12 protein-coding genes are annotated in these 22,562 nt (G+C 41.3%); 1 reads left to right on the plus strand and 11 read right to left on the minus strand.

The genetic code is table 11. From position 1 onward, the window contains the following. Positions 1 to 208 precede the first annotated feature (208 nt). The 10 genes from AC13CC_RS01385 to AC13CC_RS01430 form a co-directional block, all read right to left on the minus strand. Complete coding sequence (locus tag AC13CC_RS01385) at positions 209 to 2,779, minus strand: P-loop NTPase family protein (protein ID WP_482877233.1); 2,571 nt, start codon at positions 2,777 to 2,779, stop codon at positions 209 to 211. Between the two features lie 24 nt (positions 2,780 to 2,803). Next, complete coding sequence (locus AC13CC_RS01390; protein ID WP_482877234.1) at positions 2,804 to 4,789, minus strand: sialate O-acetylesterase; 1,986 nt, start codon at positions 4,787 to 4,789, stop codon at positions 2,804 to 2,806. 24 nt (positions 4,790 to 4,813) lie between these two features. Beyond that, positions 4,814 to 7,783 (minus strand): glycosyl hydrolase, encoded by a 2,970-nt coding sequence (locus AC13CC_RS01395; RefSeq protein ID WP_482877235.1) that lies wholly within the window; start codon positions 7,781 to 7,783, stop codon positions 4,814 to 4,816. Further along, complete coding sequence (locus AC13CC_RS01400; protein WP_482877237.1) at positions 7,780 to 8,082, minus strand: L-rhamnose mutarotase; 303 nt, start codon at positions 8,080 to 8,082, stop codon at positions 7,780 to 7,782. The genes AC13CC_RS01395 and AC13CC_RS01400 overlap by 4 nt, the downstream gene beginning before the upstream one ends. A 97-nt stretch (positions 8,083 to 8,179) precedes the next feature. Next, on the minus strand, positions 8,180 to 9,718 hold the full coding sequence (locus tag AC13CC_RS01405) for a sulfatase family protein (protein WP_482877239.1): 1,539 nt from the start codon (positions 9,716 to 9,718) through the stop codon (positions 8,180 to 8,182). A 34-nt stretch (positions 9,719 to 9,752) separates the two neighbouring features. Beyond that, the gene (locus AC13CC_RS01410; RefSeq protein ID WP_482877241.1) at positions 9,753 to 12,728 is read right to left on the minus strand and encodes a glycosyl hydrolase; all 2,976 of its coding nucleotides are present in this window, start codon (positions 12,726 to 12,728) and stop codon (positions 9,753 to 9,755) included. Positions 12,729 to 12,841: 113 nt separating this feature from the next. Next, positions 12,842 to 14,275, minus strand: a complete 1,434-nt coding sequence (locus tag AC13CC_RS01415) for a RagB/SusD family nutrient uptake outer membrane protein (RefSeq protein ID WP_482877242.1) — start codon at positions 14,273 to 14,275, stop codon at positions 12,842 to 12,844. A gap of 19 nt (positions 14,276 to 14,294) precedes the next feature. After that, positions 14,295 to 17,516 carry a SusC/RagA family TonB-linked outer membrane protein gene (locus AC13CC_RS01420; protein ID WP_482877243.1) on the minus strand — a complete coding sequence of 1,074 codons (3,222 nt, stop codon included), beginning with the start codon at positions 17,514 to 17,516 and terminating at the stop codon, positions 14,295 to 14,297. A 25-nt stretch (positions 17,517 to 17,541) separates the two neighbouring features. Further along, positions 17,542 to 18,990, minus strand: coding sequence for a hypothetical protein (locus AC13CC_RS01425; RefSeq protein WP_482877245.1), 1,449 nt, complete (start codon positions 18,988 to 18,990; stop codon positions 17,542 to 17,544). A 67-nt stretch (positions 18,991 to 19,057) separates the two neighbouring features. After that, the gene (locus tag AC13CC_RS01430) at positions 19,058 to 20,260 is read right to left on the minus strand and encodes an MFS transporter (protein WP_482877247.1); all 1,203 of its coding nucleotides are present in this window, start codon (positions 20,258 to 20,260) and stop codon (positions 19,058 to 19,060) included. A gap of 137 nt (positions 20,261 to 20,397) precedes the next feature. Here AC13CC_RS01430 and AC13CC_RS01435 point away from each other — a divergent pair, with 137 nt between their 5' ends. Next, positions 20,398 to 21,159: a GntR family transcriptional regulator gene (locus tag AC13CC_RS01435; RefSeq protein ID WP_482877248.1), complete on the plus strand. Its 762-nt coding sequence runs from the start codon at positions 20,398 to 20,400 to the stop codon at positions 21,157 to 21,159. Positions 21,160 to 21,451: 292 nt separating this feature from the next. Here AC13CC_RS01435 and AC13CC_RS01440 read toward each other — a convergent pair whose 3' ends face one another. Then, positions 21,452 to 22,318, minus strand: a complete 867-nt coding sequence (locus AC13CC_RS01440) for a helix-turn-helix domain-containing protein (RefSeq protein WP_482877250.1) — start codon at positions 22,316 to 22,318, stop codon at positions 21,452 to 21,454. Positions 22,319 to 22,562 lie beyond the last annotated feature (244 nt).

The following is a 22,562-nucleotide window of genomic DNA, read 5'->3' on the forward strand; positions in this document are numbered from 1 at the left end:
TTGGCACTCATGCCGATACCTAATTGAAAAACGCGTTGCGTCACAGAACTTACCATGGTACATATCATCCTTTTCGTTTGTTATTGGTTTCGGTTCGTCCAACATGGGTAATAATCTTAATTATTTTACTTCTATTCGGTAATGGGGTCAATACTTTTACAGCCCCTTAAGATGAATCAAGATATTTTGATTTTAGGGTAGCTTTTTATTACTCCCAGGACACTACTAATTCACCTGTAATATTTTTAACAAAGAAATATTCGCCTTCCGAAGGGTCCCCTTTTTCAAATTCAATACTGCCTTCTCGCCAAGGATAGTGTGCGTTATTGTAAAAGTGTATTTGATTATTTCCTATTCGCTTATCTGGATAAATCCTTACGGTTGCATCCTTAAGCCCTGTAACTTTTAGCCTTCTGGTAATACCAAGCTGTTCGGTAGTCATTTCCTTACATGATACAATTCCTTCTTCTTGGGTTATAAAAACTCTACATTCCCTATTCCATGCTGTTGGAAAACTATAGGTTGAGTGGCCATTTTTCAATTGGGTATCAAATCCCAAAAGTAACGGAGCTCCTTGGGGAAACTTAAATGCCTGTCTTACCGTTGTATTGGGGTTGTATCCTGAAAAGTAATAGGCATTGTCGTTTCTGGATATGCACAACATGGGGTCTTTTATTCCTGGATGTTCTTTTCCAACCTTAATGGAAATTCCAAATTCCGATAGGGCATCCCGCATCATTCTTGGACCAACAAAATATTCACTGGGGTCATCTGGACGTAACAATCGCCCTCCTTCATAATGGGATGAATTGGTTCCTCTTAGATAAACCAATTTTCCGCCCTTCCAATCGGGGTCCTTACGTTCCCAGAAAACGTCACGGATAGTATCCCCTTGATGAAACTGGGCTAGAAGTTCAGTGTGTTTATCCGAAGGATTTAAAATCTTTGTATCGACACCTCCTCCAGAGAATAAAGCCGAATGCTTTATTTTTAGAGGATAGTGTTCTTCTAGGATTTCCCAACCGTATTTTTCATTTATTTCAAATTCCCCTTCGATAGGAATTACGGTTCTTAGATTAAGAAATGATTTGAATTCTGGGCTTGCCTGATCGGCGGGCCCATAAAAGATTACTTTACCTCCGTTTTTTATGAAGTTCATCCAAAACCTTTCTGTTGTGCTCCCACCATCTGGAACAATTGAAAGTAAAACCGACTCTTGAAATAGATCCGGGTTCTTTTGGTAAACCACATCCAAATTGGAACTTGAGATTACAGTGTTCAAGGGAAGACCACTGTTAATGGCCTGTCTAATGAACCAGTCTCCATAATACATTTCACTTAAACGGTCTTGTTGATTTACCGCCCAATCGTGATATTCATCAAATGGGTAAACCCATACCACGGGACCTGGATCTGTTGGTGAGTTTTCCCTAGCCGCCAGAATATGGGGAATAACTTCGTTTGGAACTTTGTCCGGTAGGTTTCCAAAGGAATCATCAATAGTCAAAAAGTTGAGATGTGTAGGATGGGCAACACTCCCATTTTGATCAATACGGGCCACCGCCATGGGCAAATAAATATCGTGAGGTTCGCGCCCATATCGATCAAGCCATGGGCTGTTCATCCACCATGGATCATGTGTATAGTATCTGAATAAATAGCGATAATCGGGTAAATCCGCGATTCGGGACATATACCCCATTAATTCCAGTCCAAAATCACCATCCAAAGCGGCCCAGGGGGAATTTGGGGGCGGTAGCAGGTTGAAACCGCCTTTATATATAGAGCGTAAGTCAACACCATCTTTGGCCAAATCCACTCCGGTGGCAATATTCGTTCCTCGGGTTTCTATCCTAAAGTGCGGACACTCTTCTCGAAACAAGCGCCAGAAGTCGAGTATTTTTTCTTTGGTACCTTCCAATCTATCAGCTTGAAAATCGGTTCCGGTGAAAATCGTGCCCGTTGAAGACCATGGCTCCATACCAAAGCCAAAACCATTGCTGAGCCATAGATAGTCAAAGCCTAAATCACTTAGAAAATGTTGGCTTTGGCGACCAAAAAACGTCCCGAACGGGGTGTCTTGTGGAATTCCATCTGGAAAACCTGCATAAGATTCGGAATCAGCATTGAGTGTGGCATATGATGACACAAACGATTTATGTCCCATTGCACTGCCTTGCACAATTTCTGGATGTTTTTGGTACTTAAAGGGGGACTTCGCAAACTCGGGGCCTGGATCAAAAGTAGCACCGATCCGTATTGTTTTTTGAGTTAGTTCGCTTCCTACTTCCTTAAGCACTGCAATGATCTCTTTTAAATCTCCATACGTAAACTCAGGTGGATCATCGCGGTACAGATAAGCGCGCTCATGGATGGAAAGTTCTTTGGGTCCCGATCCAACTTCATGTTCAGTATTCGGATTTCCAATATATTTCGCCCATTCCAATGGTTGGTCCATGGTGCCCTTGTAATCAAGAATTTCCGAACCATCGGCAGTCCATAGCATGATCGAAACCGTATCCGCATGCATTAACAGTCGAGACCACTGTGAGAACATGGTATATGCGACTTTTTTATAATACCCAGGGTGCTTTTCCTTAAAGGGCTTTAAAGAAGTTTCCAAGGTTATATTCTCAAATGGTTCTATGGTTGACCCATCTTGAATCCCTTGTAATCCAGAGTACCCGGATTCTTCATTCCGACACCCCATTAATGCCAATATCAAGATGATATAAAAAATTCCAATTCGGTTTTTGAAGGTGGTAAATGTTGTGTTCATTATTAATGATTTTCCAGGTTTAAGTTAATTGTCCGTTACAAAAGGTGCCAAAGGAAGTCCTGCTGAATTGTACACAATACATTCGGGACTGTCCGACCATGCGTATCGAACGTACTTTGGGGAAGGTACTTTATCGGAGGTCAGATGTACATGGTTTTTTTGGATGCTTGCCCTTGCAGGAAAATAAACACCGTCACTTCCGGCGATTTCAAAACCGCCAACACAATCTCCAGATGAGTCCTCCATGTAATGGATTGGGCCATTTTCAAGGTGTACAACCAAAACATTCCCTTTTGTAACATGGGTTTTATATCTAGGACCATCGGATTGGATGTCAAAACCATATACTTTCGAAAGTGCTTGAATGGCCAATCGATGTCCAAAATCCTGCTTATTGGCCGGGTGGACATCCAATGGATTCCCAATATCATATGACACGACCATGGCCGTATGGGGAAGGGTGAGTGCACTCATCTGTGCCAATCTCAAAGGAGCCCGCGACACGGATCTTTGATTTTGCCGCCAATGGCGTTGGTAATTTGAAAGTTGCACAAAAATAAACGGGGCTTCAGGTTGCTCCCATTGTTTTCTCCAACCTTTGATCAGGGCAGGGAATGCATTTTTATAAAAATCGGGCCTAGTGATATCAGAACCGCCCTGGTTCCAAATAAATCCTTTGATTGCATATCGGGCCAAGGGGGCAACCATGCCATTGAAAAGATACGTTGCCTTGTCCGAGTTGGTGGTGCCATTGGGCAAAACTGAATCCCTTGGACTCAAGAGAAGCCAGTTTTTTGATATATCAAGTTTTGTTTTAGTGTCGTCATTGACCAAAATAAATTGCTCCCCCTCAACTTTTGGCTCCCCCCAAGGTTGGGCAAGACGAATGAGAATTACATTTTTGCCTTCTTGCAATACCCTTGGTGAAAAGCGTATGATACATTTTTGTGGATAGAGCGTGTATCCCATTTCAGTTCCGTTTATAAAGATATGGGCTTGCCGGTTTAAATACCCAAGTTGAATGTACCAGTCACCGTTGGCATCCATTTGGGGAAGGTCCAACTCCTTTTTTAACCAAACCCAATTTTTCAAAGTATCCCCCAGTGCAGTTATTTGGGGAATCTCCTTCCATAAGGGATTCTTTGCAATTGTATCGGACAAAGCTACGGCCCGATCCAAACCTGAAAAACTGATTTGGGTCCTATGGGCCACATGTTTGGACCATTCCTTGTTCATTTTTGAGCGCCAATCATGTTCATCAAAGTTCAAAGGGACTTTTGACAATGGGATATCATGATGGAATGACCCCAGGGACTCTGGGTCCATCCAAGGGGCAATTGCAGTACCTCCCCATGAACTATGGATTATACCAATGGGGACATCCAACTTTTTATAAAGTGCTTTCGAGAAAAACCAAGCAGAGGCAGAAAAATGGGGCAAGGAACTTGTAGACGGTAATTCCCATGCACCATCATGTAAATCGTTCATTTCCACAGGCGACGCCAATTTGGGAACATTGAACATTCGTATGTTGGGATAATCCGCATCTTTGATCTCCCTTTCATATTCTTCCACCTCAGAATGGGGAATCCACGACCATCCCCCTATGGCATGTTCCATATTGGATTGACCAGAGGCAAACCAAACCTCACCAATAAGTACATCATCCATAATAATTTCCTCATTCCGGGACAGTACCTTCATCTGGTACGGACCTCCTGCTTGCATTCGGGGAAGTTTGAGGTACCAATGCCCATCCGTATCAGCCAAAGTGCTTTTTATATTGCCGTCAAGAACCACGGTAATATTTTCTCCAGGTCGGGCCATTCCCCAAATGGGAACCTCCATATCCCTTTGGAGGACCATATGATCTCCGAAAATTTGGGCAGGTCTCAATTGTGCAAAGAGTAATGAGTGGAATAGATAAAATAAGTACACCAGAATCAAAACCAATGTATTCGGTAAAGTTTGTATGGCCAAAGGAATTTCCTTTTTCATGTCCGCTGTCATAAGTTATCTATGTTTACGACTATGTTAAAGTGCTTTGTAGCTTTGGATTGTTACGGGACCCAAGAGACCCGATTTCTTTAACGGAAGTTCTTCCCAAGGTATCAGGTTCTTATTAGCTTTCACAATATTGGTTTCGGTTGACTTGTTACCGGTTCTTGCGTCACCTGTCAACCTATTTGACCACGTGTTTGCCACCTCGATTTTAATCGTATTCGTTCCTTCCGAAATAATGGAGCTCACATCGAATCGATGAGGCCTTGTCCAAGTGATTCCCAAGGAAGTGCCATTCAGCCATACTTCGGCAATTTCGGCAACATCCCCTAAATCCAGATAAATGCTTCCACTAATGTCATTTTTACTGAACTCAAAAGTTTTTGTGTAGGTGGCTATCCCGGAAAAATAGCGGATATCATCCTCCATGGCATCGGTCCAAGAAATGAGTTCGGGAAAGACCGGTTCAGAAGATTCCCCGGAAAGTAAGGGAAAACTCAGTTGCCAACTTCCAAGTATGGTGGTCTTCTCCATTGATGGGGCCACTTTTTTGGAACCTTTTGGTAATTGAAGTTCCAATTCGGTGCTATCCAAAGCGATGGTTCCATTGGAAGTATAATCCAATCTAGGGGGTACATTGTTCAATGGTTTGATACCGGTATATTTTGGCGCTGGTATTCCATTCTTGAACACAATGAAATATGATCCATAAGGAGCTAAGGTCAATGGGATATTTGTGCCGTTTTCCTTGCCATCATAAATATTTATAGGAATTATATCTCCGGTTTCCGGATCCCAAATCTCAGGGATTTTGTTGACCTGTCTAAAGTTACAGTCCCTGGATATCCATGTATCGGTCGTGTTTCTTATAAAATAAAAGTCCAAACTTCCCTTTTGGTAATGTATATAATCCAACGGTGCTTTTCTTTGGTCCACATGATTATCGAAATAATCAAAATCAGGAGGGATGTTCAAAGATTCCATAACCTCAATGGGCGTACTTATGGCATTCACTTTCCCTCTTTTAAGCGGCTCGTTTTTTGTAGATGTTGTCCACGATCTGTCCGTAATCGATGTAACTGAATCCATGGTGCCCTTTTTTATTAAACCGGGGGCATGGGTTGGTTTTTTTCCAATTATTAGGGCGCCCATGTTTACCAGCTCTTCGAGTTTACCCAATGTTTTTGGGCTCAATGCTTCTTCCGAGACATATAACATGTGGTATTCAGATACCCCGGGCAACACAAGTTTGCCATCTTTCACGGTCAAGTCGTTCAGAAGGATTTCTGTATTTATGACTTCGTAATCATAACCTTTACCTATATGGAACGGTGTATTTTTTGGAGTAACAAGATTTGGGATTTCCTCACCGTAATACCAAAGGACATCGGCCACAAAATTGCTGTTCTGTAGGATTGTGGAAATACGGGCCAAGTAATCGTTGAAAGGTCTTACCTTCGGCCACCATACCCGTTTGTCGTTATAATGGGTCCCGGCAAAATAAGCTATTCCGGGAAGCCCGTATTCTGATGGGTTATGTGAGAATCCGTGGATGACCAGTTTGTTCATCCCTTCGGCAAAGGCCCGGTCGGCATATGGTTTTAGGTCATGGGGTGCTTCTTGCCAATCCTTATAGCTTGTAAAAGCTTCTTGTTCCACAATCTCCTTATTATAGGTATGTGAAGCTGCCGCTATTTCTTTGACCAGCCAAACCATATCAATGCTGTCCTTGTTTAGATATGGGCGTTTGAACCAAAATTCCCCTCTAGGGACATCCAAAGCTCCCAATGCCTTCAAGGTTTCAACCGGAATATGATGCATATGTCCCGGACCTCCAGCTTCTGAGCTTATTTTCAGTCCATGTTCATTGCAAACTTCTTTGGCCTTTCCATAGTGGTTCTCGATCATTAGTTCAGAAAAGGTCTCTGCATAATCATGATTGAATTTTTGAATTAAGAGGGAATCGTACACTTCGGGCTTAAAAAGACTTGGAAGAAATTTATACACCTCATATCCATTGATTTCCTTAAAGGTCGAAGGGAAAGTTGGGGTCCACGCAAACTCTTTGGCCTCATAACTGGCCAAATACAAATATTTAAGAGGTGAATTTTGCAGATCTTTGGTTATGGGCTTCAATCGATCTATGAAATACTCTAAGTGCATTTGGGTCGCTGTTGAATCAAAATGATCGATAATGGGCCCTTTGGCATTCTCACTTGGAACAATCAATTGTTCTCCGGAATTTGAACAGATAAAACGGTAGATGTCCCATTTTCCCTTACTTGGTTTCCAATCAAGAGTTTCATTTTCCTTATTGAAATACCTTGTGACATTTATGATCTTTGTTGTATCCGTTAGGTTCTGCATTTTAGAAGGTACCGCTATAACTGCGATTTCTTCAAAATAGGCAGGCCTGCCGTTCTTTGAATATTCAATATTTCGTGGCTCACCTTTACTATTGGGGGTTATTTTTGGAAATGGAAGCGCTGTTACGCCCTTACTTGGTCCATCCATAAGTATTTTTGAGTAGTAGATGGTTTTTGCGGCGTGTTTGGGCTTTACCCAGCTACCACCGGCATTCCAACTACTTGATAAGCTGAGGCCAACTTCCAGACCAAGCCTTTCAGCTTCTTTGAGAACCACTTTTATGGCATTCACCGATTCTTTGCCCATAAAGCCAGGTCCCCCGGGAATCATCTGATCTGGATTTCCTGAGGGTTTAACACCAATATCAAAGATGTCCACACCGCCCAACCCCGCATTTTTAATGGCCCTCAATTCTTCTACCATTCGAATGGTATCGATATGTCCATTGAGCCACCACCAATATACTTTGGGGCGTGCATTTATTCCAGGGGCGCTAAAACTGCTTTTTAGGTCTTGATAATCGGAAGTTGCCACATTGGCACTTTGATTTTCCCCACACGAATAATTTGCCAATGTGAGGGTCAGTACGACTATTGATTTCAGTGAAAATACAAGCCATTTGTTTAGAGACTTCATAGGGTGTTTTTTAATGAGAAAACATTCTTAAGTTCTGATACTACAGGTGATTTATCGGGGTTTACTTCCATAATATCGGCCATAAAATCCCACCATTGCCGTAATATTGGGTTATCCTTTAAACTATGCATAGTGTTGCTGTCTGACAGATGCTGATAGGCAAAAATTTGCCCGGTCTCTTCTTCCAAAAAGATAACGTAATCCACAATTCCTGATTCCACTAAGGCCTGTTTCAAATCTGGCCATATGCTATCATGTCTTTTTCTATAAACTTCGCCCATACCGGGTTTAAGTTTCATTTTAAATCCACTAACAGTCATTTGATATTTTATTTAAGAAATTACACATTTAAATAGTCAACTCGTCCGTGCTTCATAGTTCTTAATTGTGTTATGATCATAGCCCCAATATCTCTAAGGAAAAGCTATCTGAGGTCTCCTTTGCCCATTCCGCCAAATTTGCCCTTAGCTCTTCTCGAGCGTATAAAAGTGTTGGCTCATTAATCAAATTCTGGAGTTCTCCAGGGTCGCGTTCGACATTAAAAAGTTGCTCCTCCTTGGTACTATAGATAATATACTTTAAAGCCCCTTTTCTTATCATTCTGCCCTTGCGTGTTTTGTCCTTTTTGTAATCCGCAAGTTCAACCACCGTGAATTCCCTCCATTGAAATTTTCGGTTCTCTATTATGGGCTTAAGGCTTCTTCCGGTAAAGTTGATTGAAGTGTCTATTCCTGCATAATCCAGCATAGTGGGCAATACATCTATCTGGGATACCACATGGAAGCGGTCTATTATCCCTTTTTCCTTCATATTGGGCCAATACACTATCATTGGTATTTTTGAGGCCTCTTCGTAAAAGCTCAATTTGGCGGCCCATTTGTGTGCGGCCGCACCATCCCCATGATCGGAAGTGAAAATAATCAGGGTGTTTTCCCAATAACCATACTCTTTCAAGGTTTTAAGAACCTTGCCAATTTCTAAATCCACTGCCTCCGTCAGTCTATGATAGGCATTTAAATAGCCTTTCCAAATCAAATCATCGAATTCCCTATTTGCCAACTTGGTTTCAACTCCATATTCATCATGATGCTTTCTTTTTTCCAATATAAAATCAGGTTCCTTCTCGGAAGTGTTGTGATTATGGGGCAATGGAGGCAGGCTTGCTAAATTCTTTGGGTGCGTTCCTATGACCTTCGGCAGATTATGTTTAAAGCCATAATGTCTAATTTCCAACAGAGAATCCTTGGGTGATATCCATCCTTTTTTTCTAGGGTAAAAGCAGATATCGTGAGGGTTATGATAACTTATGGAAAGGAACAGGGGCTTATTTTTATTATAGGCTTTGAGATAATCAACAACTGCTGTAGTTAGAGGTGGATCGGTCTCCGAGCCTAGTATCCATCGTTCCTGATCGGCGTTCCAAAACGGAAGAATATCGAAACCTTTTATCCTCCCCCCTTTATATTTTGATTGTTGTGGATAGCTTTCCTGTAAATGCCATTTGCCAGCCCATACGGTTTGGTAACCTGCTTCACGGAAAAGCTCTCCTGAATTGGCTATGTTATCCTTTATACTTTGACCATTCCATTCGACCCCGGTCTGATGTGGCATCATACCCGTGATTATGCTGCTTCGGGCTGGAGCACATACAGGTGATGTACAATAGGATTCGGTAAACATAACCCCATTATTGGCCAATTCGTCCATGGCAGGGGTTTCCAAGTAAGGGTTGCCTGCGGCACTTAACATATTGGCATGCTGTTGATCGGTAAAAATAAGTATTACATTAGGGCTGATATTGGTCTTGGAATCCTGTCCCTGGACAAGGTTCACGTTTAAACTCAATAAAGTAACACCAATAAGAACGTACCTTTTTATTTGGGAATATAAAAAGTATTGTGTGGGTATGCCCAAAAAAATATCGTAGAGAAACATAGTAACAGTTGCGTTTTGGAGTAATAGGAAATAGTTAATATTCAATTGGTCTTAAAGTCATTAACTTTACTGGCCCCATTAGTCCAGATACAATTAATGGTACATCTTTCCATTTGACCCGGGTTTTGTTCAGACCTGGGACAACAGTTTCCGTGATATTGGTAAACGTATGGTTTTGGCCTGTCAAGGCATCTCCGGTCAATCTGTTGGACCATGTATTACCGACCTTAATTTCCAAAGTGTTGTTTCCGGGGGCAATAATATTTGTAACATCAAAACGATGTGGTTTTGCCCATGTTACCCCCAAATATTTCCCATTTAACCATACCTCACCAATTTTTGAGATTTCGCCAAGATCAAGATATAGAAGATGGTCTGGAGCATTTACAGCATTGATTTCATATTCGAACGTTTTGATGTATTTGGCTATACCAGAATAAAATTTGATCTCATCGTTGCTATGCTCGGTCCAAGAAGTGAGTTCGGGAAAAACAAAAGGTTCATTATCATTTTTTAAATTAGGGAAGTATACTTCCCATGCACCGGTCAAGTACTGATTTTTGACAAAATTGACCAATGTATCCTTTCCAGTGTCCCTTGTGAATACGGCCTTGGTAGTTTCCATAACATAGGTTCCGTTGTCTGTAAATTGTATGGATGGCGGGTGTAATTGGCCCGAATCAATGCTTTTGTACTTTGCATTGTTTTCCGCCTTGGTGAACACCACGAACAATGATCCATAAGGAGAAAGCGTGAGCGGGAGTTTTATATGTTGGCCCACCTGTTCAAAAATAGTCACCTGTGAAATTTTGCCGGTTATGGGATTCCACAGTTCAGGGGACTTATCCTGTTGACGAAAACGCAACGCTCGTGTAACCGATTCATTTGTGGTGTTCCGCACAAAATAGTAATCATTTGAACCATTCTTGTAGTGAACATAGTCCAAGGTTGAGAAGGCGGCATCTTCATAATAAAAATCCGGAGTCGTATTGAGGAGCCGGAGCATGGAGATGGGTTCAATTCCAGAAATGACCTTGTTCTTTACAGTTTGTGGATTCTTTACCATTTTGGCATCAATCCAAAGATCATCAATGTCTTTCATCTTAAACTTTGAGCCATTGGTATTTGACCTATAATGGATTCGTTCAGGCTTTTCGGATATAATTCTCGCGCCTTTGGAGGCCAAGGCGGTTATTTTGGACAACACTTCCGATGGGATTTCATCCTCATTGGCAAGAACCAGGATTTTGAACTCACCCCCTGTAGGTAAAACCAAATTTCCATCCAATACCTGTAGCTCATCCAAAATCTCTGTGTTGATGACCTCATAATCATACCCAGGTCCAATGGTAAAGCGACTATTCTTATGGCCCGTATAGTTGGGAGCGGCATCACCGTAATAGTACAGGACATCAGCATGGAATTTTGTCTTTTGGAGTACATTGGATATACGGGATAGATAGGTATTGAAGGGTTTTACCATGGACCACCATACTCGTTTATCGTTATAGTGGGTCCCAGCATGATAAACAATACCAGGGTATCCCATTCCACTGGGATTGTGACTGCTTCCGTGTGCAACTACTTTATTCATTCCCTCACAAAAAGCCCTATCACCAACGCTTTTCATATCAAATGGACCCTCTTGCCAATGTTGGAAACTGGTGAACGCTTCTTCTTCCACGATACCCCTGCCATAGATATTCGAAGCAGAGGATACCTCTTTTACCACCCTGAGTATATCGACACCATCGTCGTTGAAGCGATTATAATTCAACCAAAATTCACCTCTGGGCAAATCCATGGCCCCCAGCGACTTTAAGGGTTCGGCGGGCACATTGTGCAATGGGAACCCTGGGCCTCCTGATTCTGAATTGATGAGCAGTCCATTGGCATTGCAGATTTCCTTCGCCTTCTTATAAAAGTTTTTGATCATTAACTCAGATAGGGTGAACTGAAAATCTTTGGTGAACTTCGATGTGATTTCCTCTGTAAAAAGGGTTTTATCAAATAAAGCGGGTATAAACGGGTATATCCCATAACCGTTCAATCGCTTGAACTCTTCGGGGAGTGTTAGTGTCCAAACATTTCCAAGCGCTTCATAACTAGCCAAGTACAAGCTCTTTAAGGCTGATTTGTGCAAATCATTGCCAAGTGTTTCTTTTAGACGGTCAATAATGTAATTAAAATGAAACTCCGTTGCTTGTGGGTCAAAATGGTCAATGATGGGGCCTTTGGAGTTCTCACTTGGGAGTTTTAGTTGCTCACCTGAATTTGAGCAAACATACCGATAAATGTCATACTCGCCCTCCTCGTTCCATCGTAGGGTTTCGTTGTCCTTATCATAAAAGGCGCTTACGTCAATCACATCTGTAACTTGGAGTTTATTTTTGTCTGATGGTATCGCCAGAATGGCAATCTCCTTATAAAAGACCGGTTTACCATTATCGGCCAATTCGATCTGGACATTTTTATCATCCTCCTTTAAAACTATTTTTCCTTCCTTTTTATACCTTGTCAATTTTGGAAAAGGCAATTTGGTCTTGCCCTTTTTATAAGGGACTTTTGAAAAATAAATTGATTTTGCGGCAAATTCAGGGGTTACCCAAGCACCACCGGCATTCCAACTGCTGGCCATATTAAGACCTACTTCCATTTTAAGCTCTGATGCTCGATCAACCGCTATTTTAACGGCGCGGAGAAAGTCATCGCCCATAAAGGTGATTTCGCCGGTAGGAATAATGGTATCTTTATTTCGTTTACCTATTTCAAAAATATCGAAGCCGGACAAGCCCGCGTTTTTCATGGCGGTGATTTCCTCCTTTATCCGCGTAGTGTCAATATTTCCGTTTAACCACCACCAATAGGTTTTGGGCCATGAACTCATCGGTGGGCTCTTAAATTCTTCTTTCAGTAGTTCATATTGGCCTACTTCCTGAGCTTGGGAAAATTGAAATATCCCAATGGTAAATAAACTGATAATGGGAATGAAGAATATGTTCTTTTTCATGGAAGTATTTGTTCAAAGTCTATCTTAAACTTTATATATCACAGTCGGAGCGCAAAGTAAATACCCAATCATAAAGATGCGATTGGGTATTTTTACACAAACTAACGACTATATCAGTATCCTGGATTTTGTACCAGGTTTGGATCAATATCAAGTTCTCTCTGTGGCAATGGAAATAATAACTCCGTTTGCGTGACTGAGAAATTTGTTCCTATGTCCTGGAAGTATGCGTTGAGTACTTCAATGGTTCGTCCTGTGCGGAGTAAATCGAACCAGCGTTGTCCCTCACTGAGAAACTCCACTCTTCTTTCATGTTCCAAAGCCAGTGAAAAGTCCTGCGATGTCAAACCATCCAATGGATCCAGTGATGCTCTGGCTCTAACCTGATTAATAAAGGGATATGCCTCTTCCGTCCTATTGGATTCATTTAAAGCCTCAGCGTACATAAGTAGCACATCGGCATACCTTAATGGCGTGAAGTTAATGCCTCCGTCTCCCTGAAGTCCTACGGTAAAGTCGACAAATTTTAGACCATATTGAAGCTGCTCATAGGTGCCATCCAATAAGAGAAGTGAATCCTTAATGGACAATTCCCTCCTCAAATCCCCATCTTCATAACTGTCCCTTACATTCAAAGTGGGGACAATTCTTCCGGTACCGTTCATGTTCCCAGGAAAAATGGCGGCGTTAAAACTTGGAGGGGTGAACAAACTTGAATAGCTATTTCCTTCACCAATGTTTCCAGAGAGATATTTTATTTCGAAGATTGACTCAGGTAGTTCATCATTGCCATTGGTAAACAATTCCCCATAATCATCCTGTAAATCATATTCCTCGGAATCAATAACGGATTTCAGGGTGGTCAGGGCTTGAGCATAGTTTTTTTGAGTAAGGTATACTTTACCCAACAATGCCTGGGCAGCACCAGCCGAAGCCCTGGATTTCCCAAGGTCAATACCTTGCAACAATGAATTCGCATTTTCCAGATCGGATATGATCAGGTCATAAATCTCAGACGAAGGTTTTCGGGTCATATCGTATGTCCCTATTTCCGAGGGACTATTGAATACGACTTCCACCAACGGTAAATCTCCAAAGAGACGGACAAGGTTGAAATAATTGAATGCCCGAAGAAAATGTGCCTCGCCCTTATACTGGTCCTTTATGGTTTCATCCAAATCCACAATTTCGATTTTTTCCAAAATGGTGTTGCAACGTACAATAGTTTTGAAACTGAGATTCCAAACCGTGTTTATCTCGGTATTGGCAGAGGTGAGCCTCATCTCATCACACTCAAACTCTGAAGTGGTGGGAGAGGTCCATTGTATATAAGCGTTGTCAGTGGTGAGTTCCGCAAGTTTCAATATGGATGCATCATAAATTACCTGTAACTCTGAGTAATTGCCGATCGTTGCAGTTTCAAAATCCTCCACTGTCTGGTAAAAGCTCGCTTCGTTGACTACGTATTCGGGCTCTAACTCAAGAAAATCAGAGCAAGAACTAAAAACAACGATGAATGTCAATACTATTATTTTATATGTTTTCATGGTTCTACTTTTTAATGAGTTAAAATGATAGTTTTAGACCCAAGGTAATGGTACGGGCCAATGGAAAAGTGAAGTAATCTATTCCTGAGCTCGCAAGGTTACTCCCTGCTGTACTGGATTCGGGATCGTATCCAGGATAATCAGTAAAAGTGTAAAGGTTGGCCACATCCGCATAGAGGGATAATTGGTTTAGCCCTAATTTATTTGCGGTCTCAACAGGAAAGCTATAGGAAAGGTTGACATTCCTGATACGAGTAAAGGATGAGTCGAACAAAAAATGGGAACTGGTCCCAAACGCATTTGCATAGTTACTTCGAATGGCACGGGGTTGAAACCCATCCCCAGGTTGAGATTCGGAAACCCATCTTCCCAGGGAAATATCGGCAATCTGGTTTTGTACCCCAGCACTATTGAGTACGGCCGAGCCTCCTTGAAAGTATGTAGATGCCCCTTGGGAACCTACAAGCGATATACTCAAGCTTAAATTTTTATAGGTAAATCTATTATCCAATCCCCAAGTGAAATCGGGAAAAGGGCTACCGACAATTTTACGGTCATCATTGTCTATAACGCCATCATTGTTGACATCTTCAAATCGAAGGTCGCCTGCCTGCGTCTGTGGATGCTGTAGGGCAGCACCTTCTATTTCAGCTGAATTGGCGAACACACCAATGGCATTGAGCATATAGAAACTGGATATTGACTCCCCAACTTCAGTGATCTGGTAAGCATTATTGGAAATCCTACCGTTCTCGTTAGCCAATTTCAGGACCTCGTTCCTATTGGCACTCAAGGTGGCACTGGTTGTCCATGTGAAATCATTACCGGTAACGTTTATTGTGTTCAGGCCCACTTCTATCCCCTTGTTCTCTATATCCCCAATATTCTGTGTGGCACTCTCAAAACCACTTGCTGATGGTAATTGAACCGCGAGAAGAAGATCTGTTTTTAAATCCCTGTAGATATCGGTGGTCAAAGAGATTCGATCTTTAAACAAGCCAATATCCAATCCAAGGTTCACCTGCTTGGATTTTTCCCATGTAAGATTTTCATTTGAAAGTGAACTTGGGACCAAACCAGGAATTCGATTGTTGTTGGCCACATAGTTTGATTGTGCCAATAGACCAATATGATTGTAATTTCCTATTTGATTGTTCCCTGAAAGCCCATAACTGGCGCGTAATTTTAAATTGCTGATAAAAGTTACGGAATCCATGAAGCTTTCTTCGGATATATTGTATCCCATGGAAATAGATGGAAAAGAACCCCATTTATTATTGCTCCCGAATCGGGAACTGCCATCACGTCGTACCGTGGCGGTGAAGAGATATTTGCTGTCATAGGAATAGTTTATCCTGCCCATATAGGATAGTAAGGACCACTCTGAAATAATTTGGTCACCAGCATTTACAATCCCTGCAGAGATGTACGGAACATTCTCCGTAGGAAAATCCGAAGCTCCAACAGACACCATTTCAAACCTATCCTTCTGTACCGTAAATCCGGCCAAAACATCCAATAGGTGTTTATCGTTAAAGGTTTTTTTGAAGTTGAGCGTATTTTCGTTCAACCAGTTAAGTGAATTGGTGCGATTCACACCAGCATTGGCAGGGTAGTTCAATGTTGTGAAATTGGGTATTTTGGAAGTTCTCCAAATATCGGTCTGCCCCGCAGTATAGTTTATACCGATACTGGTTTTGAATGTGAGGCCATCAAGCAGCTTGTACTCCAAATAATTGTTCCACAAAATATTGGCAGTTCGTCGCTCATCAGAAAACCCACTCAACAGATCGAGGGGATTTGCCAACCATCCCAAACCGTCGGTTACATCATCCTGGTTAAAATAAGGGTCGCCATTTTCATTATAGATGGGAATTGTGGGGGAAGCTGAAAGAACGGCCATGATTAGACCTCCAGTACCATAATGTCCTTCTGTATTAGGAAAATTTCCATAACTGTAAGAACCATTTAAGGAGGTTCCAATTTTAATTCTTTCTGAGATATTGGAATCGATGTTGGTACGAAGATTGAACCTTTTAAAGCTGGAAGTTTCAACAATACCTTCTTGGTCGAAGTATCCGCCAGCTATAAAGAACCGAGTGTTTTCGTTGCCATTGTTGAATGAAACCTGGTAGTTCCGAATGGGAGCCACTCTGTAAATGACATCTTGCCAGTCAGTATTGGTCGTGATAGATGATGGATTTCTGAATTCAGGTCTGACTTGTCTTGAACTAGCTCTCAACTCATTGGGATCACTTGCAGAACCCCCGGCAAAAACATGGGCATTATCACGACCCTGGGCCACGTATTCAGCATATTGCTGACTGTTCAACAGCGTGAGCTTGTTGGCTATTGACTGCATACCCAATGAAACCTCAGCACTTATTTCAGCCTTTCCGGCCTTACCTCGTTTTGTTGTGATGATGACAACGCCATTGGCACCCCTTGAGCCATAGATCGCGGTAGCTGAGGCATCCTTTAGGATTTCTATGGATTCAATATCAGATGGATTGATCGAAGCCAAAGGGTTGAGACGTTGCTGTTGTCCATTACTAGCAATGCCATCCGAAGAATAAAGGTTCCCCCCATACGAACCAAAATCGGAATTATCGCTACTCCCGATCGGAAATCCATCGACTACGTACAAAGGTTGATTGCCCCCTGTAATGGAACTCATGCCCCTCACCAGGATATTGATGTTTCCTCCCGGAGCACCCGAGGTTTGCGAAATTTGAACTCCAGCTACCTGACCCTGGAGCATCTGGTCAAAACTTGCGATTGATGGTCGGTTTACTTCGGTCATATCAACACGTGATATTGATCCCGTAAGGTCCTTTTTTCGCTGTGTTCCATAACCTACCACAACAACTTCATCGAGTTTGCTCAGGTCTTCTACCAAGGACACGTTCAGCTCATTTTGTCCGGCAACCGCTATTTCTTGGGTGGTAAAGCCAATAAATGAAAATACCAAAACAGCATTGTCATCAACAACGTCTATGGTAAAGTTTCCGTCAAAATCGGTGATCACGCCGTTGGTGGTGTTCTTTTCCACAACATTTGCCCCTGGAATGGGAGCGCCGCTCTCATCGACCACTTTCCCGGAGATCGAGTACTGGTCTTCATTTTCAAAAGCATAGGTGTTCCCCCAGATGTTCACTGAGCAACCCCAAAGGAAGAGAATGGTAAAGACCAAGGGTCTTGCCAAGCCTCTTCTTAGTTGAAGTATTTTGTTTAGTTTCATTATTATGTGATTTAGATTGAATTAATTAGTTTGTTACAATTACCGATTCAATATTGAGGTAATGGGCTATTTTTGAGATAATCTCGGCATGATGGCCAATGCCAAGTGAAAAATGATGTGTTGGCCCCTCGGCCATCCATTTATAGAGAAATGTTCTCACATCCGGTTTGAAATGACCGCGTGTGTTTGTATTTCCGGTCGGAGGTATCGGACCTTTGACGGATTGCCCTTCTGCAATAATGAATTTGAACTTTCCATCAAATGTGGAAGTAATGGAGAGCATCGTTATGGGTCCTTCCTTGATCTTAAATTCGACACCTGCCCCATGCCCAGGTTTTCCGTGATATTTTTTTAGACTTCTAAGAATTGGTTTGCCATCAGCAATTGAAATATTGTGTGGGCCATCATGTCCCACAAGGATAAAGTCTTCATTGAAATCAACCGGATGGAATTCAGCAAAACTTCCTCCAATCCCTAAGCGATCCATTATGAGCATGGCCACCAATGTTTTCATATCAGACTCACCGCACATGGGAAATCCATTTGAAGTCAAGATGGAATTGCCAACAATGAGGTTGGACATGACCGTCCGCACTGCGCTGTTTTCCGGACCATCATAATAATATGCCAAACCATCTATTTCCCTTTCACTCACAAACTTGTCCAAGGCTATGCTGACCTTGGCCGCTACTCGGAGATCATCAGCTTTAAGCTTCAATGAAATCGGGTCTGAAACCGGGTCAGGTGTATCAAAAAAATCAAGAATCAGTTTTTCCTTTTCACAAATTTCCTCATTGGTCATTTGATCGTAATATCTGACAATTTCATTTGCCTCACATTCCACAATATGACAACCAAAAGTCGATGTGATCATTGTGGCATCGGTATGCATATCCAGCATGGCATTCAATGGATGCCCAATATGTCCAAGATGTACATTTTTCAAATCATGGAGCACTTTGGCAATTCTACAGTAGTCATCTATTTTTTCTTCGACATGCCCATCATCATGTAAGGTTCCAATAATCATATCGGGCACTTTTTTGCCCATTCGAACAGCAACACCTGCAAATTCAGGAACTGCACAAATATCATCATTGACCAGTTGCATATAGGTTGACGCTTTTGAATAGTCCAACGCTTTTAAGGGTTGTAAAGCAACCATTACAATAGGAATGCTTAGCGTTTTGGCAATTATTCCAAAGGTTCCCGAAGTTGCATATGTCAACATGTTGCAAAAAAGTATATCCAAGTTTGCGGCTTGTATTTCCTTTATTTTTTCATAGGCCTTTTTGGGATTGTCCACCATGCCAAAATCCACTATCTCCGCACCTTTACCGGAGAGCTTTTCAAGAAATATCCGGTGTTTTCCCATCAGCTCGTCCAGAAGGCCATCAAATTGCCCCCAATACACATCATAGCCGACACCAAAGACACCTATTCTTTGTGGCTGTTTCTTTATAGTTAATTTCATATAATCCAGTTTTTAATAACGCTTTAATTAATTTTGTTTACGCACTAACTAAATTCAAACAAAAAATTTATAGTTCAGGTACATGCTTCAAAAGGGAAATCTTAGGTATGAAAATCAAAAACAATATAAAGGCGACCCCATACATCAGACCAGAATATATCCACATGGGGTCATAGGAAAAATTTGAAATGATCTTGCCCATCAACGGATTGACCAACATTGCCGACAGTGCACCTGCCGTACCGGAGAGTCCCACAACGGTGGAGGTGATTTTTTTTCCAAAAGTGTCACTTATCGATGTAATGTAGTTGGTTATCCAAAGGCCGTGCGCGAAAAATGCAATGACCATGATCACTATCACCCATTCTTCCGTTGGGACATATTTTACAAACAATACAGGAACCGTCAAAAAGGCTGCTAGGCCCATAATCGATTTTCTTGCAAGATTCAAGTTTCCGGTTCTCTTCAGTATACCATCTGAAAAAAATCCTCCAAGCATATTGGAAACACCAAGTGCTAAAAATGGAATCCAAAATAGTTCACCGATCTTGTCCAATTCCACTCCCCTGGCGTCACTGAGATATTTTGGAATCCAGAACATGTAGAAGTAGAATATGGGATCAAGTAAAAATCGGATTGCTATGAAAACCCATACCTCCTTGTTTTTCAATATTTTACGAAGTCCATTATATGTTTCTCCCCAGCTCTTTGTTTTATTTTCAACTTTAGGAACATCCTTCAAGGATTCCCTCTTTGGCAATAAAAGCCAAACAAAAACCCAAACCAGTCCAAAAACACCGGTAACAATAAAAACCCCTCTCCAACCCATAATAGCCATAAGGTACACGCACAAAGGGGGGGCTATAACAGCTCCCAGAGCGGCACCTCCAATTGCGATTCCATTGGCGAGAGCCTGCCTTTTTTTGGGCACCCATTCGACAACGGCTTTGATAGCACCAGGAAATGCCCCTCCTTCCCCAAGACCGAGAAAGAACCTGAATATTCCAAAGTGGAATACATTATTTGCCATACTATGCAACATTGTGGCCAAAGACCAAATACCAACTGAATAGGTCAACCCCAATCTACTTCCAAAACGATCAATGAGGACCCCTCCCGCAGTAAACATTAGCGCATAACTGATTAAAAATCCGGTATTAATTAAACCATAAGCTGTATCGGATATGTAGAAATCTTCCTTAATTTTGATAATGGATATGGAAAGCACCTGTCTATCCAAAAAACTAAGCGCGGTTGCTAGAAATACCATTGATACGATTAGCCAGGGTATATATTTTTTGTTTTTCATCTTAACGCACTAAGTTTATTTGACATCAAATATAACCATATTTTAAATATTTGCAAATTATTGACCTATTTTAGTGTCAAAATAATAATAATACTAATATGAAAAGAGGAATTCCAAAGTATGAGAGTATAAGCAAAGACCTAATTTTGAAGATAAAATCAGGTGATTTGCAACCTGGGGACAAGGTACCTTCGGAAAATGAATTGATCGAAATGTATTCCGTAAGCAATACCACAGCAAGAAAAAGTCTTCTAGAGGTTGAGTTAAAGGGATGGGTGAAAAGAATCAAAGGAAAGGGGACTTTTGTTTTGAATCGTACCGAAGATCGCCATTTAACGCGGGTACTGGGCGCATTCAATGCGGTAAAGGAAAGTTTTAATGACAACCTTCTCAGAGAGGGGTTCAAACCCAAAAACGTTATCTTGGAGAAAACCATTTTGGAAGAAGGCGTCTCTTCCAAAATCAATAACCATCACTATATTTTAAAGGGTCCTGTTTTAAAAATACATAGATTAAGGTTTGGTGATGACATTATGTTAAAAGATGAAATTAAATACATTTCATTGGCACTTTGCCCAAAAATAAACTTAGCTGATCTGGATAATCAATCCCTGATGAGCTTATATGAAAAAGTATATGGACTTCAGTTGAAGAATGTTGAACGTACTTTGGGTAACACTATTATTATGCCAAAGGAACCGGACAATTATTTTGAAAATGAAGTGCCCATGGCGATTTTTGTTTTGGACGGGGCCATTTTTTGTGAAAGCGGTGAAATCGTTGAGATGGAACACTCGCATTATAGAGGGGACAAATATAAATTCAGTGTTACTGCCAAGCCTCAGTTTGACATGAGTTAAAATAAAAGTTTATGCATACAGCGGCAACCTATCATTTTGATTTCGTTGAATCTTTATATTAAAGAAAACACATAATATCCAAAGGAACCTATTTTATGTTTAGATGCACATGATCTAAAATAGACAACTATATCAATACCAATTTGTCACGGACCCTTACCTAAAATCTATTCCAGTTTTAATTGTAACCGGCCATTGACAGCTTATTGTTTGAAAATCATTCCTTTTTATGTGAATCCACCAATAACTTGAAATTCGTCGGATAAACAATGGATGTGAATCAATTGATGCATTACCTTAAGATGCCCTTGACTGGAATTCGGCTCGGCGTTTGCCCAAACTGCTTTTTAAATGCACCAATAAAGTGTGACATGTTCTCAAAACCCAATTCATATGCCACTTCGGATATGTTTTTGCCACTCATATGTATGAGCTCCTCCGCCCTTTTCAAGCGTTGTCTTCTGAACCATCTTCCAGGGGTTTCCTTATATACTTCCACAAACCTTCGCTTAAAACTGGATAAGCTCATATTGGCAAGTTCAGCACGTTCCGGAATGGTCAAGTTCTCGTACATAGTCTGCTCCACCTTCACCCTGAAATTGACATTTTCGGGCTCCCCAATGGTCAGAAGAAATTTTTGAAATGGAAGACTATTATCCGAAAGTAACATCATAAGTAAAAGCCCCTCCACCTTTATCCGGACTATGGGATTGGCAACCTTATTGTTTTCTTTAAAATAGGTTCTCAAAAAATCAACATAGGGCACCACATTGGCCGGTGTTGTCACTTTTGTCAATCTTTGGTCGAATTGATTGATGGATGCGGTTATATAATCCCGGTACTTTAATTTGAACTCTTGAAGATAACTTTCATGTAACACAATAAGTGCAGCATTGAATTCACCTTCGATACATATTTCCCCTCCTATAATGTCAGTGCCCTGGTTCAGAAAAACCATTTCATTTTGGTCCAGCATCGTCTTATTGATATGGGTTCTAACGGTCTGTTCCCCTTCCATGGTCATTAAAATCAATGCTTGATTGGAGCTTATACTTTTCCTTGCACAACCAGAACTGCTTATGGTTTCGACATACGTATTCCTATCAATGTTGAACACAAGCCTATCTTCGGTCCCATCTGGCCCATTTTTTACCACCATTACTTGATGTTTGAATTCATTCCATAGCTGAGACATCCTCCGTTCCGTTGATTATGAGCAACTTGTTTACGAAGTCCGTTCATGAAAACATAAGATTGCCTTAAATGATTCCCATATCAAAGATTGATTCTTATTTTAATCAAATTCAATACCAGGAATACCACAGCACCTTTAAATGCCTCCCTTTTTTTATTTTATAAAACTACCTATGAAACCACCTTAACCTAATTAACATATGTTAAAT

This window comes from Flagellimonas sp. L-11, assembly GCF_056857735.1.